The 12,134-nt window shown below is 55.0% G+C and carries 12 protein-coding genes and 1 pseudogene; 6 read left to right on the forward strand and 7 right to left on the reverse strand.

Translation table 11 applies throughout. The annotated features are described in order from the left end of the window. Positions 1–20 precede the first annotated feature (20 nt). Positions 21–722: an Abi-alpha family protein gene (locus tag MJ205_RS02225; RefSeq protein WP_239810992.1), complete on the forward strand. Its 702-nt coding sequence runs from the start codon at positions 21–23 to the stop codon at positions 720–722. A gap of 6 nt (positions 723–728) precedes the next feature. Here the strand turns inward: MJ205_RS02225 and MJ205_RS02230 are convergent, their stop codons facing one another. From MJ205_RS02230 to MJ205_RS02245, 4 genes are all read right to left on the reverse strand, one after another. Then, a complete protein-coding gene (locus tag MJ205_RS02230) occupies positions 729–950 on the reverse strand; it encodes a hypothetical protein (protein ID WP_239810993.1) in 222 nt (73 codons plus the stop codon). An 83-nt stretch (positions 951–1,033) separates the two neighbouring features. Continuing rightward, on the reverse strand, positions 1,034–1,657 hold the full coding sequence (locus tag MJ205_RS02235; protein WP_239810994.1) for a heavy metal-binding domain-containing protein: 624 nt from the start codon (positions 1,655–1,657) through the stop codon (positions 1,034–1,036). A gap of 62 nt (positions 1,658–1,719) precedes the next feature. Beyond that, the gene (locus MJ205_RS02240; RefSeq protein WP_239810995.1) at positions 1,720–3,006 is read right to left on the reverse strand and encodes a tyrosine-type recombinase/integrase; all 1,287 of its coding nucleotides are present in this window, start codon (positions 3,004–3,006) and stop codon (positions 1,720–1,722) included. Positions 3,007–3,232: 226 nt separating this feature from the next. Continuing rightward, entirely contained in the window at positions 3,233–3,730 is a 498-nt protein-coding gene (locus MJ205_RS02245; RefSeq protein ID WP_239810996.1) for a DUF1643 domain-containing protein, read from the reverse strand. Between the two features lie 103 nt (positions 3,731–3,833). Here MJ205_RS02245 and MJ205_RS02250 point away from each other — a divergent pair, with 103 nt between their 5' ends. Then, positions 3,834–4,094, forward strand: a complete 261-nt coding sequence (locus MJ205_RS02250) for a helix-turn-helix domain-containing protein (protein ID WP_239810997.1) — start codon at positions 3,834–3,836, stop codon at positions 4,092–4,094. Positions 4,095–5,173: 1,079 nt separating this feature from the next. Further along, on the forward strand, positions 5,174–5,710 hold the full coding sequence (locus MJ205_RS02255; protein WP_239810998.1) for a mechanosensitive ion channel family protein: 537 nt from the start codon (positions 5,174–5,176) through the stop codon (positions 5,708–5,710). A 312-nt stretch (positions 5,711–6,022) separates the two neighbouring features. On the opposite strand, the gene MJ205_RS02260 is transcribed toward MJ205_RS02255, so the two are convergent. Continuing rightward, positions 6,023–6,436, reverse strand: coding sequence for a winged helix-turn-helix transcriptional regulator (locus tag MJ205_RS02260; RefSeq protein ID WP_239810999.1), 414 nt, complete (start codon positions 6,434–6,436; stop codon positions 6,023–6,025). Between the two features lie 93 nt (positions 6,437–6,529). Here MJ205_RS02260 and MJ205_RS02265 point away from each other — a divergent pair, with 93 nt between their 5' ends. Further along, on the forward strand, positions 6,530–7,492 hold the full coding sequence (locus MJ205_RS02265; RefSeq protein WP_239811000.1) for an aromatic alcohol reductase: 963 nt from the start codon (positions 6,530–6,532) through the stop codon (positions 7,490–7,492). A 159-nt stretch (positions 7,493–7,651) separates the two neighbouring features. Here MJ205_RS02265 and MJ205_RS02270 read toward each other — a convergent pair whose 3' ends face one another. After that, positions 7,652–8,086 (reverse strand): DNA-directed RNA polymerase subunit alpha C-terminal domain-containing protein, encoded by a 435-nt coding sequence (locus MJ205_RS02270; protein WP_239811001.1) that lies wholly within the window; start codon positions 8,084–8,086, stop codon positions 7,652–7,654. A gap of 190 nt (positions 8,087–8,276) precedes the next feature. Next, positions 8,277–9,080 carry an NYN domain-containing protein gene (locus tag MJ205_RS02275; RefSeq protein ID WP_239811002.1) on the reverse strand — a complete coding sequence of 268 codons (804 nt, stop codon included), beginning with the start codon at positions 9,078–9,080 and terminating at the stop codon, positions 8,277–8,279. A gap of 767 nt (positions 9,081–9,847) precedes the next feature. Here MJ205_RS02275 and MJ205_RS02280 point away from each other — a divergent pair. Both MJ205_RS02280 and MJ205_RS02285 read left to right on the forward strand, forming a co-directional pair. Next, entirely contained in the window at positions 9,848–10,189 is a 342-nt protein-coding gene (locus MJ205_RS02280; protein WP_239812637.1) for a zinc ribbon domain-containing protein YjdM, read from the forward strand. Positions 10,190–11,091: 902 nt separating this feature from the next. Beyond that, a pseudogene (locus MJ205_RS02285) lies at positions 11,092–11,958 on the forward strand (IS5 family transposase). Positions 11,959–12,134: the final 176 nt, after the last annotated feature.

A 12,134-nucleotide genomic window follows, 5' to 3' on the forward strand; every position in this document is an offset into this window, starting at 1 on the left:
TCACCTTGAAGGGATGACTTATGGGAGATAGTGATCCAGTTTCTGAGTCCGCAGTGGCAGTTCAGGAAGTTGCGAAGACCACTCGCTCAGCTATCGAGGCTACTCGTGATGCCGGGAGTTTTTTAGCGAAGTATCTTGACGGCCCTCTCGTCCAGATGTCCGGCCTACTAGAGGACACCTTACGGTATCGACGGGGAGTGCGGCTAATTCGTCTGGAGAAAAGATTTCAGGAAGAGCTGCAAGCGAACGGTACAAAGATTGATGTAAAGCGTCTTCCTATTAACTTTGCGTTGTCTGTGCTGGAGGAAGGTAGCTTGGAAGAGGATGATGACCTCCAAGATCTCTGGGCCCGGCTGCTAGCTAATGTCGCGGATGCAGGGGTGGGGGTTTCTCCGAGGCGGGCCTACATTTCCTTGATTAAGGACCTGTCTCCCTTGGATGCGCTCGTTTTTGAGTTGATCTATAGCGTTCCCGATGTCCCCAATGGCAAGCCGATTGTGACCTACCAACTGCCCCAAAAGGCGTTTAGGGCGGACGGATTGGACAAGGCGGACATCCTTGAGCCGAGCGAGGAAATTGTGCTTTCGCTGGCCAATCTTGAACGACTTGGACTTCTCAGCTATGGGCCAAGCTGGGGCGGAGGAGAAATTTTCAAGTACGTTAACAAGACCGTCCCTGGGCGCGATTTTATGAAAGCGATCGGTAGACGGTCAGCGATTTAATTGAGATCACATCTTCTCAATTGTGAGGGTCAGGCAAGCTTTGCGCGCATCTTGCTCCTTGATTGCGTAGCAGTTATTGCGCGTCCCCTTGATCTCTGCCATGCACTGGTTACGCTTGTCGCCATCCTTGATGCGATGGCAGTACCCATAGTCCCGCTTGACCACCGCCAGGCAGTACGCCCGTTTGTCCCCATCTTTGATCGCGTAGCAATCTGAGGATGCAGCCACGACCTCCCCCATGGCCAATATCGCGGCGGCACACGGTAGGGCCAGGAGGGTACTTCTCGCTATACCGGAGATTCGGGCTATCCTCATATCCGGGTACCAGCTAGATCTGCCGTGCAATGCTTGCAGCGCACCGCATCCCGCTTGATCGTCTCGGCGCAGTAGGGGCATGCAATGGAGTCTGACTCATTGATGATGGCAGTACCCCATGCCTCGACATAGCCCGCTGTCGAATGCGTCTTGTCCTTTTGCTCATAGCGCACATTGATGATGGCGTTGCCGCCTAGTGCCAGCGTCTGCTCTTTCAGGCGTTGCGCGGCATCTTCTTGCGTGAACTTCTGCTCGAATGGCGTCCATCGCACCAGTTTGATATGTACTTCCGATAGCGTGCGGTAGTAACCATCTGGCGCCTTGGGCAGGATCTGGACATCTATCGTTCGCGCACCGCTGGCGTTTGTGACGACGGCGCCGTCCGCCACCTCGGTCCATCCCGCCTTTGCATAGTGTGCTCGGACGATGCGCTTAGCTATGAACGGGTAGATGAACACCCATGACACGCCACCCGTGAATACCGCGATGACTGCCGCAATCGCCGCTTGCAGCCACATCTGTTTGTAGGCCAGGTAGATGGGGCCCAGGAGCAGCATCCATAGCCACGTGGCTTCCCCGAATTCTTCAATGTGTCCGCTGGCAGAGTTACGAAATCGCATGGTGTTTCCTTTTCTATATTGGGATCGGATTTGTTGATTGATCGGTGTTGTGGCACGGGGTCTTAGTTGGCTCTGTTACAAGCGGCGGCAGGTTTGGCGGTAGGTTTTATTGCAGCAGGTTGCCCGCGGGTATGACCGTCGGTCATGGCGTATCTGCCCCAGTCCTGCATGAGTGCGTGGCGCTTTTCCAGCATGTCTCCGCGTCGATACGCGGCCTCCACCTTGCTCGCGACGGTGTGTGCGAGGGCCATCTCCGCGACCTCGTTGGCGTACTGCGTTTTCTCGGCGCACCAGTCGCGGAACGTAGAGCGGAATCCATGCGGCACGGCGTCTACATTCAGGCGGCGGAGGACTGCAGTTAGCGTCATGTTCGATAGCGGCGCTCCCGTCTCTGGATCGGCACTTGCCCGGTAGCCTGGGAACACATAGAGGCACGATGCATGTACGACCTCACGTTGGTTCTTGAGGATCTCAATTGCTGCATCCGACAGGGGTACGCGGTGCTCCTTATGAGCTTTCATCCGCTCCGCTGGGATCGTCCATACGCGGTTGGCTATATCGATTTCATCCCACCTTGCTCCCCGCACTTCGCCCGAGCGGGTTGCCGTCAGGATCAGGAACTGCAGGGCAAGAGCACCATTGCCTTCTTGGCTTCGCAACTGCACCATGAACGCGGGTAGATCGGTATAGGGCATAGCACGGTGATGCACGGTCTTGGTGACCTTTGCTGGTGCCGGTAGTAGCTTGTCCAGGAGTCCCTTCCAGCGCGCCGGGTTGGCATCCTTGCGATAGCCTCGGGCCACTGCCCAGTCCAGTACCGATTCGATCCGTCCCCGCACTCGATTGGCTGTTTCCGTCTTAGTGGCCCACATGGGCTCGATCACCCGCAGCACCATCTCTACATCGACTGCTGCCACTGGTACCCTGCCCAGTACAGGATTGGCGTAGGTAGCGAGAGATGAGCGCCACTGCGCGACGTGCTTAATGTTCTTCCAGCCTTTCTCATGCGCGTCGATGTACTTGGTAGCGGCGTCTGCGAACGTGATGGCTCGCTGCATCTCCTGGGCCAGTTGGGTACGCAGTCGCTGTGCGTCGGCTACTGGATCGATACCGCGTGCCAGTTTGAGGCGAGCTTCGCGTGCCAGGTCTCTCGCTTGGGCGAGGGTGACCGAGGGATAAGACCCCAGGCCCAGGTCCCGGCGGCGGCCGCCCACCTGGTAGCGCAGCAGCCAGCTACGCGATCCGTACATGGTGACGTTCAGCACCAGGCCGCGCACGCCTCCGACGTGTGTCGATCCCCTCCGCCAGATGTTGGCCACCTGCTGGGCTCCTAGTTCCTTAGCGGCCATAGGTACCACCTCCGGATAGGGTATTTGCAATATCAATGGGCATGTCCTTCTTGTCCTTCTCGCGTGTTGTGATGGGTAGATGGACAAAATTTTCAGCAGCCTTGGCAGAGGTCGGAAGGGGGTAGCCGCGGGCGTGCCGAGCCCTATGCGGACGATGGCACTGCGAGAGTTTTCTTGCGAGGATTCGGTCCGAGGCCGACCAGAGATGCAGGGCGTGCGCCGCGGACTAGTCCAGCGTGTAGGGTTGGAACTTCCAGTCGTAGTTGAGGCGGCTGGGGTGTCTTGGATGGCCGCTGGCGGTGGGATCGCCGAACATGCTCCACTGCGGCGAGTACTTTGCGACCCGCGCATACAGCTCGTCGCGAGCCCTCAGGAAGTACGAGCGCTGCACCACAGTCTCACCCCACGCAGCCCATAGCGTAGGGGTCTCGTACTGCGCGATCAATTTCTCCATCTCGTCGAGATTGCGCGCATAGGCTTGGGCATCAGCTCGGGTGGGCAGGGCGCTCCAGTCCGTGGCTCGCACGGGGTAGAGGTTGAGCATTACGAATCCGTCGTATCCATTGAGGGTCGCGACCTTTTGCACCCTGGCTACGGTGGGGTCTGATTTTTCCTGTGTTGCCTTGCTCGGGTTGAGGCCGATAGCGATCAATGGACGTGTGCCTGATGTGCCCAGGGTGTAGCGCCATTGGTCGTTTTGGTCTGCGTGGTAGAGGTCGTACATCTGTTGCCTTTGTGGTTCGATTGGTTGGGGGCAAATTTCCTTCGCTTAATTTGTACCATATATGCGGGTGCGTAAATGCGGCTGTCTATCGATAGTTCCGGCTATGGAACGAGACGAGGCTTTGATAGTGGCATTTGCGGACGAGCTGCGGGCTCGGCGTAATGCGCTTGAGCTGTCCCAGGAGGAGTTTGCGCATTTGGTTGGAGTCAATCGCACCTATATGGCCAAGCTAGAACTTGCGCAGAATCAACCGACACTTACAGTGCTGCAGGCGGTCGCGGTAGCTCTGGCAGTCCCGTTGCCCGATTTCCTAAATAGCGTCTTGGCGAGACGTCGCAGACGTCCACCTCCAGCTCGTAATTGAGATGCCCGAGCCGCAGCCCGGCTTCCCCGAAATTCGGGAGGGTATGTTTCCGTTTTAGCTTGGTGCCAGGTCTCGCTAGCTGGCTTCCAGCCATCCCATGGTCTGCGCCCGATACCCCTGCGCCCCGCCCGCCACGATGCCCCCGTAGGGGGCTGTCGGGCGGGGCGCGGGTGTCGGGCATGGGATTGGAGTTGCTTCTCCGGGATGTGAGATTGGCTCGCCGATGCTGGGCGCCTGCTTCCTAGCTTCGGCATGCGACGTGGTACCGAGGTGAGTTTCGTGGGCGCTTGGACTATGGGGGTAGCGGCTAGTTTTTCCGTGCAGCGCTTTGGTACCACTCCGTGCCACTTCGGCACCATCGCGGGTCGATGGCTCCTATGCTGGGGCCCTTGATCTGAGCTTGGGTTCCTGCTGCTACCCGTTCGCATCCCTGCATGGTAGCTCCCTATCCGGTAGACCCCGCCCCTGCCCGAGCCCCCCCGCCCACCCCTTTTAGGGGTGGAGGGCGGGGGGGGGAGTTCGGGTCGTGGGTTTCGAGTGGGCTGCCTATGCTGCGCTGCTCGTGGTTGGGCTTCGGCATTCGAGGTGGTATCTACGCGAGTTTCGTAGGTGCCTGGACTATGGGGGTAGCGGCCAGGTTTTCCCTGCATCTCTTCGGTACCTCCCCGCGCCACTTCGGGGCCATCGCGGTTTGATGGCTCGCTTGCTTGAACTCCAGGCCTGCCTGGCGCATGTGTCCTAGCTAGGTGTTGCGTCCTGCAGCCGGTCCGCATCCCGGGATGCATGCGCACTATCCTTGTAGCCTCCACCCGACTCGATACCCCCCCGCCCACCCCTTTTGGGGGTGGAGGGCGGGGGGGATATCGGGTGTAGGAGGTTCGAGTTCGCTGCTTGTGAGGGGTCTAGGGTCATGGCGATAGATGCTGGATTGCACTGCATGCGACCTATGTGCCTGCTCCGGCTTCACTCGAGTATGTTTCGCAGTTCCTGAGGTTTGGGGTGAGGTCGCTATGACCGTCTTCGTACCAATAGCTGTACTGCAAGGTACACTTCATGTATCGAACACTGAGTTGATTTGTATGAGTGCTTTCTTGGGGTCATTCGGTACCGCTTTATCTCCCAGATCTCCTGTGGGGGCGCTGTTAATCGGTGCTTTGATTCTGGGATTGATACTTGTCGTCATATTGCTGATCCGTAGAAGTGTGCGACACGTGGCACTACATCTATCAGACACTACGGCACTGCAATTTGTTAGCGAGTTTGCACAGCTATTAACTTGCGTCTTTGGGTTTGTTCTCTACGCGCATTTGATACCGGAGTTGAGAGCTTTAGGTACAGCGCTACTTGCAGGAGTAAGCGTGGTGTCTGTAGTTGTCGGGATGGCAGCTCAGAGTACGCTGGGCAACGTAATTGCTGGCTTTTCACTAGTGCTATACAGACAAATTCGCGTGGGAGACACTATTCAAATTAATTCCCCTCTGGGGGTTGTGACGGCTAAGGTTGAAGTTATCTCTCTAGGGTTTACCCAGTTGGTTAATGCGGATGGTCATGAGTTAATTGTCCCTAACAGCGTAATGATGGGAAATTCTATTATCCGCCTAAGTCGAGGTCTCTGACCATTAGTGACTGTTAGTGCTGTCTCACTGGCCGTTATTTATAGCTTATCGGCATGCGAGAGTGTACTTAGGCTATTTTCTTGAGTGTACGGACTATGGTGGTAGCGGCTAGCTCTCGCGCGCTGTGCTTTGGTACCTCTGCGTGCGACTTCGGGGCTATCGCAGTTTGATAGTTGCTTGCAGTGGGCCTACACTCCCGGAATATATTGCGACATTCGAACTGTTCGCCCCGCCCGACCCCGCAGGGGTTGAGGGCGGGGCGGGCTGTTCGGTAACGGCCAGGAGCAGACATTGGAATAGCAGCCTAGCATTCTATGCATCTGCATCGCCGTGAAGGGTGTCAAACGTTTGCCTAGCTTCTCGAAAGTGGTCTGCATTTTCGACGATCCATGTCCACAGCGGCACCATGCGCAAGAGAAGCTCCATGCCGGTTTCCGACAACTCGTACTCCACTCTCGGTGGCACCTCCTGAAAGTCATGGCGGAGCACCAAGCCATCACGTTCCAGTAATCGCAGTGTCAGCGTCAGCATGCGTTGGGTGACTCCGTGCATACGTCTGCCGATCTCCGCGTGGCGCAATTTGCCATACACGCCCAGCGTGTGAAGGATGCCAAGTGACCAGCGGTTTCCGGCGTGTGCTAGCAGCTCGCGTCGTACTCCATCGTCATCGTCCCGTAGACCGTCGCAAACGGCTTGCGCGTGTTGCAGAATTTCGTCTCTATTCACTGTGGTTTTGCTCCCGGTATCACGCGTGTGCCTTCTTACATTGTCTGCGGTGTGTGGCTAGACTGGCCCAACTAACAGCTTTTTGGGTACACGATGAACCAAGCAGATCCTAACGCCAATTCTAAAAACATCCTCGTCCTCGGTGCCGGTGAACTCGGCATGCCGGTGCTCCGCAACCTAGCGCGCCGCGCAAAGACCGTGGCTGGTGCCAAGATCAGCGTGCTACTGCGCAACAGTGCTGTGGAATCCTCTGAGCCTGCCAAGCAGCAAGATATCGCGGAAATTCGAAGTCTTGGCATCGAAATCGTCCTGGGAGATCTTGTGAATAGCTCCATCGATGAGCTTGCCTTGGTTTTCGCGCGCTACGACACAGTGATCGGCTGCGTGGGCTATGCCGCCGGTATCAACACACCGATGAAACTGGCGCGAGCAGCGTTACAGTCTGGCATTCCTCGATACTTCCCCTGGCAGTTCGGGGTCGATTTCGACGTGATCGGTCGCGGTGGTCCACAGGATATTTTTGACGCTCAGCTCGACGTGCGCGAGCTGCTGCGTAGCCAGAACCAAATGGAGTGGGTCATTATCTCCACTGGCATGTTCATGAGTTATCTGTTCGAGCCCGAGTTCGGCGTGGTTGACTTGCAAAAAGATGTAGTTCACGCGCTGGGCAGCCTCGATACCGCTGTAACTTTGACCACACCCGATGATATCGGCGCACTGACAGCGGAAGTGATGTTCGCACAACCGCGTATCCGCAACGAGATCGTGTATTTGGCAGGTGACACGGTTACTTATGGCGAGGTAGCGGACAAATTAGAAGCAGGTCTTAACCGCTCTTTCACCAGGTCGATATGGACTGTGCAGTACCTACTGGATGAGTTGGCGCGCGATTCACAAAACATGATGAGCAAGTACCGTGCTGCCTTTGCCCAGGGCCGAGGCATGGCGTGGGACAAAAGTGGTACCTTCAACCAGATCCACGGCATTCCGGTGACGGATGTGTCTTCTTGGATTAATGCAAACCTCGCATCTCGTAGCTCGAACGATGGGCTTTGAGGCACATGTTTCTGGAATAGCAGGGAGCTCTAGTGGCTTACCTCGATCTGCGGCAATTGCTCCGAAGCCAACGCATGCTAATTGGAGATGAGTGTCAGCTATGGGTCGGCAGCCGACTTTAAGCACTGATGTTTGTTAGCTAGCTGAGATGCGTTCTGCCTAGTCCTTTTTACGCTCATGAATGGTATCCTCGATCTCCCGGAGCTTATGGATGCCGAGACCCCTAATTTTTAGCAGCACCTTGGGCTCCCTTGCAAGCAGTTGCTCAACGGTAGTGATCCCACCACGAGCCAAAGCTTGAACCGTTTCTGGGGCGAAGACACCGTTAAGAGATGAGCCTTTGATGTGGCGTACGGGCGAGTAGATCCGCGCTGGGATGAAGGACTTGCCCGGAAACAGAGCTGTCTCAATCTGCTTGAATCGGAACATACCCATCCCGCGCATCTTCAGCAGTTCGTTCGGATAGGCACTACGAACTCCCTCAATCGTATGGATGCCATTCCGTTCGAGAATCGTCTTCACTCGCAGCGGCAGTTGGTCGCCTATGGGAGTTTCGGCTATTGACGTCTGAGCATTGAGCATGTCTAACATCATGGAGGGCAGTCCTCAATCATATATAACCTCTCATCGAAGTTTTATTGGAGGGCAGTATGAAGACTAGGCAGGATGTAGCATTAGCGAGGATTGTTTGGTCAGCGAATATATATGCATGCCTAAATTTTAAGGGCACATCCGGGCCGAGGTTTTATCTATGCTGATGCTGACCATCTCATTCATATCCGATCTATCTTGCTTCAGACGAGCTTTCTACTTTCGTCACCAGGCTGACAGACCAATGACCGCTTTCGTCTTGGCTTGGCGCTAGAAGGTCATATGTCTTAACCATACTTAGTAGACCTGAATGCCCGTAAGTTTGTGGAGAGAAGCCAGGGTCCATCCGTTTGAGATATTGCCCTAATAGTCCCAAGCCAACCTTCCCTTCAGACGTATCTCCAGCAAGGAGGGACACCGCATCTACGAGAAATCGAGGGCGTCGTTTAGGTAGCGGCTTGAGCGCTTCCTGCTTCGAGGGATCGACTTTAACTTGTTCCGCTTTTGCCAAATTTTTGGATGCGAGATCGGTGACTTCCTCGGGCTGTATGTCCGGACGAGTCCATTCGAAGAATTGGTCACTTGCGTTCCTCAACGCTTCCGGGGTCTTGGGCTCACCAACAATGCAAACAGTTGCTCCGCGCTCTCGTAGCTTGCGGCACAGATACGCGAAGTCTGAATCGCTTGTCACGAGACAGAACGTATCTGCTCGATGATCGAACAATGCTTCTAGTGCGTCCAGTGCCAATGCAATGTCTGCAGTGTTCTTCCCGGATGTGTATTGGTACTGAAGGCATGGTGTGAACGCGAGCCTCACCATCGCATCTTGCCATTTATTGGCTAGGGTGCCATGGTTGCCGTAGCCACGTCGAATGACAACACGCCCAAATTGCGCCATCATCCTAAGGGCGTGGTCGAGTATATCTGGGGGGACGTTGTCACAATCAACAAGAACAGCAACGCGAGTCTCAGCGGTGGCAGAGGGGGTGGAGCTCATGGATGCCTAGTTGTTTACAAGTCAGTCAGATAGGTACGAATGAGAAAGGGCCACCATACCGGTGTACAGGAACGCGGGGGAGCGCTTAGTCTATGGCGGGGAGTATAGCGGTGCATGCGGAGTTGACTCTCCAAGTCAAGACTGCTGGTGCGCGTTTTCTTGGGGGCAGGAACAAAGAAAAGCCACCCGTGAGGGTGGCAAAGGCTGTCGATAAGAAGGCCGACCCTGGTGGGGCAGGGATGCCGTGCAATTTCAATGAGGGAGGGTGTGGGAGGGCACGGCGTCGGCATAACCAGTCAAACTATATTAGCGCAAGAATGCTGCGGTGCAACGCGGTGTATCTCCTTAGCGACGTTTCCGCGCAGCACTTATTTAAGCTCATTCCTCTGTCGCTGCAATGGTTGTCTGAATGCTGGGTGTCACTGCTACCCCGGCATGCGAGGCTGTGCTGAGAGAGGCTTCTTTGGGGTTTGGACTATGGGGGTAGCGACAATGTCTTTCGTGCATCGCCTCGGTACCTCACCGTGCATCTTCGGGGCTACCGCGGTTTGATGGTTCCCGAGGTTGAACTCCAATGTCGGCCCTGGCGCATCTGTCCTAGCTATGTTTTGCGTCCTGCAGCTGGTCTATTCCGTGACTATAAGGGTCATGGCCGCATGTCCATTAGCATGCCTTACGTCCAGGAGGCATTCAGATGGGTAGGTCGATTGCCTGTAGAGGCGCAACTACAATACGGGGCTCATAGCTCATAAAAATTCATAATGTCAATCCAACTAGTTCCACCATGCCCCAAGTGCAATTCTGAATTCGTTTACGCCGCTGATGATCTGCTAATCTGTCCTGAGTGCGCTCATGAATGGTCAGAAGATATTGATCAAGAAACTGAAGATGCTCCTACAGTCATCAAGGATGCGGTTGGCAACATCCTGCAAGATGGAGATTGCGTAACTGTCATCAAAGATCTGAAGATCAAAGGATCTTCTCAGGTGGTGAAAGTTGGAACCAAAGTTCGTAATATCCGGCTCATTGGCGGCGACCATGATATTGATTGTCGGATCGATGGGATCGGTAGCATGCAACTCAAGTCTGCATTTGTCAAAAAGGCGTAAACTCCTTAGCCTCGCCATGGTGCGAGATCATACACAAGTCTTTAGTTGCATAGAATAGATTCATTTATTTGGGGCTAAAGTTCCGTAGGTACGTCTATTGTGTGTCCCGATCATAGAGATGTCGTATAGTTTCCGTGCATCGCTTCAGTACTCCTCTATACAATTTCGGGACTATAGATTTGCAATATGCAATGCAATACGCCTTCATCATCAGAGACGCCGTTGACAGGCTTGCTTCCCGTGCGGCTTATACGTATCCTGGCAAAGAATGACATCGTTTCGGTCGAGGCGGTCAGGCGAGCCTACCCGGTAGCACTGCTAAAATTGAGTGGCATAGGTTTGGAGAGGTTTCGTAGGATTGAGATGGTCTTCTTTCCTGGTCATTTTTTCGAGCCCAAATTTGCAGCACCTCCTATCCAATTTGCCCGGGACTCATCTTTGAATAACAAGCTCCCGCTTGTAACGGTACGCGCGCTGGCTCGCGAAGGAATAAAGAGGTCTGAACAACTTCGCGAGGCTTATCCTAATAAGCTTTTGCAGATCCGAACCATTGGACCAGGGACTCTCAAGGAGATAGAGCGTGTATTTTTTCCGGAGACAAAGCACGATTTATGAAGATTAATACGGTTCTCCGGTTTTGATTCGCAATATGCCAGTACTTCATTTTTACTGATTCTGCCGAGTATTTAGTAATTTTTCTATGTTGGATTGATGTGTTTCTATCTTCTGTCGCTGCAATGGTTGTCTGACCGCTGCATGTCACTGTTACCCCGGCATGCGAGGCTGTGCTGGGCGTTGTTGCATAAATCCATGTTCCAGCTGGGGTAGGCTCGGGAGATGAGAGAGACGAGCTGGGGCCGGGGTAAGTACGCACAACGAACTGGAAGGCGTACAACGCAGCGTTGAAGGCGCGAGGGGACCTGACCATCTGGCTGGATAAGGACATGCAGTGGTTGGCCCAGGCCACTGGCGAGCGTGGGCGCAGTCCAACCTTCTCAGATGCAGCCATCCAGTTTTGCCTGACGATTAAGTGCTTGTTTAGCCAGCCCTTGCGTCAGACACTAGGCTTGGTGCAGTCGCTATTGCGTATGGCGGGCCTGCCGTGGACTGCTCCCGACTACAGCACAGTGTGCCTCAGGCAAAAGAGCTTGGACGTGCAGGTGCACTACAAGGCAAGCACCAAGGGCTTGCATATGCTGGCTGACTCCACGGGCATCAAGTTCCTGGGCGAAGGTGAGTGAAAGACCAAGAAGCACGGCGCAGAGCGCCGCCGCCAGTGGCGCAAGGTGCATCTGGGTATTGATGCCCAGACAATGCAGATTCGGGCCATTGCTGTGACCACCAATGAAGTGGGCGACTCGCCCATGGCCGCTGTCCTGCTGGACCAAATCCCCAGCCATGAACAGGTAGTCAGCTTTACCGGTGATGGGGCCTATGACACCAAAGATGTACATGAGGCCTGCTACCTGCGGGGAGCCATACCCGTCATCCCGCCGCGCAAAGGAGCGAAGCTACGCAAAGGCCTAGCGTTTGCTCATCGCAATGAGGCAGTCAAGGCGTGCAGGCAGTTGGGGCGGGCTATCTGGAAACGCTGGAGTGGATACCACCGAAGGTCACTGGTGGAGACCAAGATGAATTGCTTCAAGCGCCTGGGCGAGAAAGTGATGGCCAGGACGTTTGAGCGGCAGGTCGCCGAGCTCAATATCCGTGCATCTATCCTCAATCAATTTACCGCGCTGGGCACGCCCCTGACGGTCGCTGCTGCATAAATGCTCTGGGGCCGGGGATACCTCGGCCTATGGCCGATTTATGCAACAACGCCCATGGAAATCGACACCCTGATTTTTCGCTGATCGAATCAACCTTGCAATTAATAGAGTTCGTTTCGGGTATTTACCGATAAAGAGCGTTACCTACCCGTTGGGTCCAGTGTTAGAATTCAAAT

Origin of the sequence: Comamonas sp. B21-038, from assembly GCF_022387135.1 — a bacterium.
GTDB lineage: Bacteria > Pseudomonadota > Gammaproteobacteria > Burkholderiales > Burkholderiaceae_C > Comamonas > Comamonas sediminis.

What these genes read in the sequence shown, in the direction of transcription:
- MJ205_RS02225 (WP_239810992.1), top strand. Translation starts at nt 21, where the DNA reads ATGGGAGATAGTGATCCAGTTTCTGAGTCCGCAGTGGCAGTTCAGGAA.
- MJ205_RS02235 (WP_239810994.1), bottom strand. Translation starts at nt 1,657, where the DNA reads ATGCGATTTCGTAACTCTGCCAGCGGACACATTGAAGAATTCGGGGAA.
- MJ205_RS02240 (WP_239810995.1), bottom strand. Translation starts at nt 3,006, where the DNA reads ATGGCCGCTAAGGAACTAGGAGCCCAGCAGGTGGCCAACATCTGGCGG.
- MJ205_RS02245 (WP_239810996.1), bottom strand. Translation starts at nt 3,730, where the DNA reads ATGTACGACCTCTACCACGCAGACCAAAACGACCAATGGCGCTACACC.
- MJ205_RS02250 (WP_239810997.1), top strand. Translation starts at nt 3,834, where the DNA reads ATGGAACGAGACGAGGCTTTGATAGTGGCATTTGCGGACGAGCTGCGG.
- MJ205_RS02255 (WP_239810998.1), top strand. Translation starts at nt 5,174, where the DNA reads ATGAGTGCTTTCTTGGGGTCATTCGGTACCGCTTTATCTCCCAGATCT.
- MJ205_RS02265 (WP_239811000.1), top strand. Translation starts at nt 6,530, where the DNA reads ATGAACCAAGCAGATCCTAACGCCAATTCTAAAAACATCCTCGTCCTC.
- MJ205_RS02270 (WP_239811001.1), bottom strand. Translation starts at nt 8,086, where the DNA reads ATGATGTTAGACATGCTCAATGCTCAGACGTCAATAGCCGAAACTCCC.
- MJ205_RS02275 (WP_239811002.1), bottom strand. Translation starts at nt 9,080, where the DNA reads ATGAGCTCCACCCCCTCTGCCACCGCTGAGACTCGCGTTGCTGTTCTT.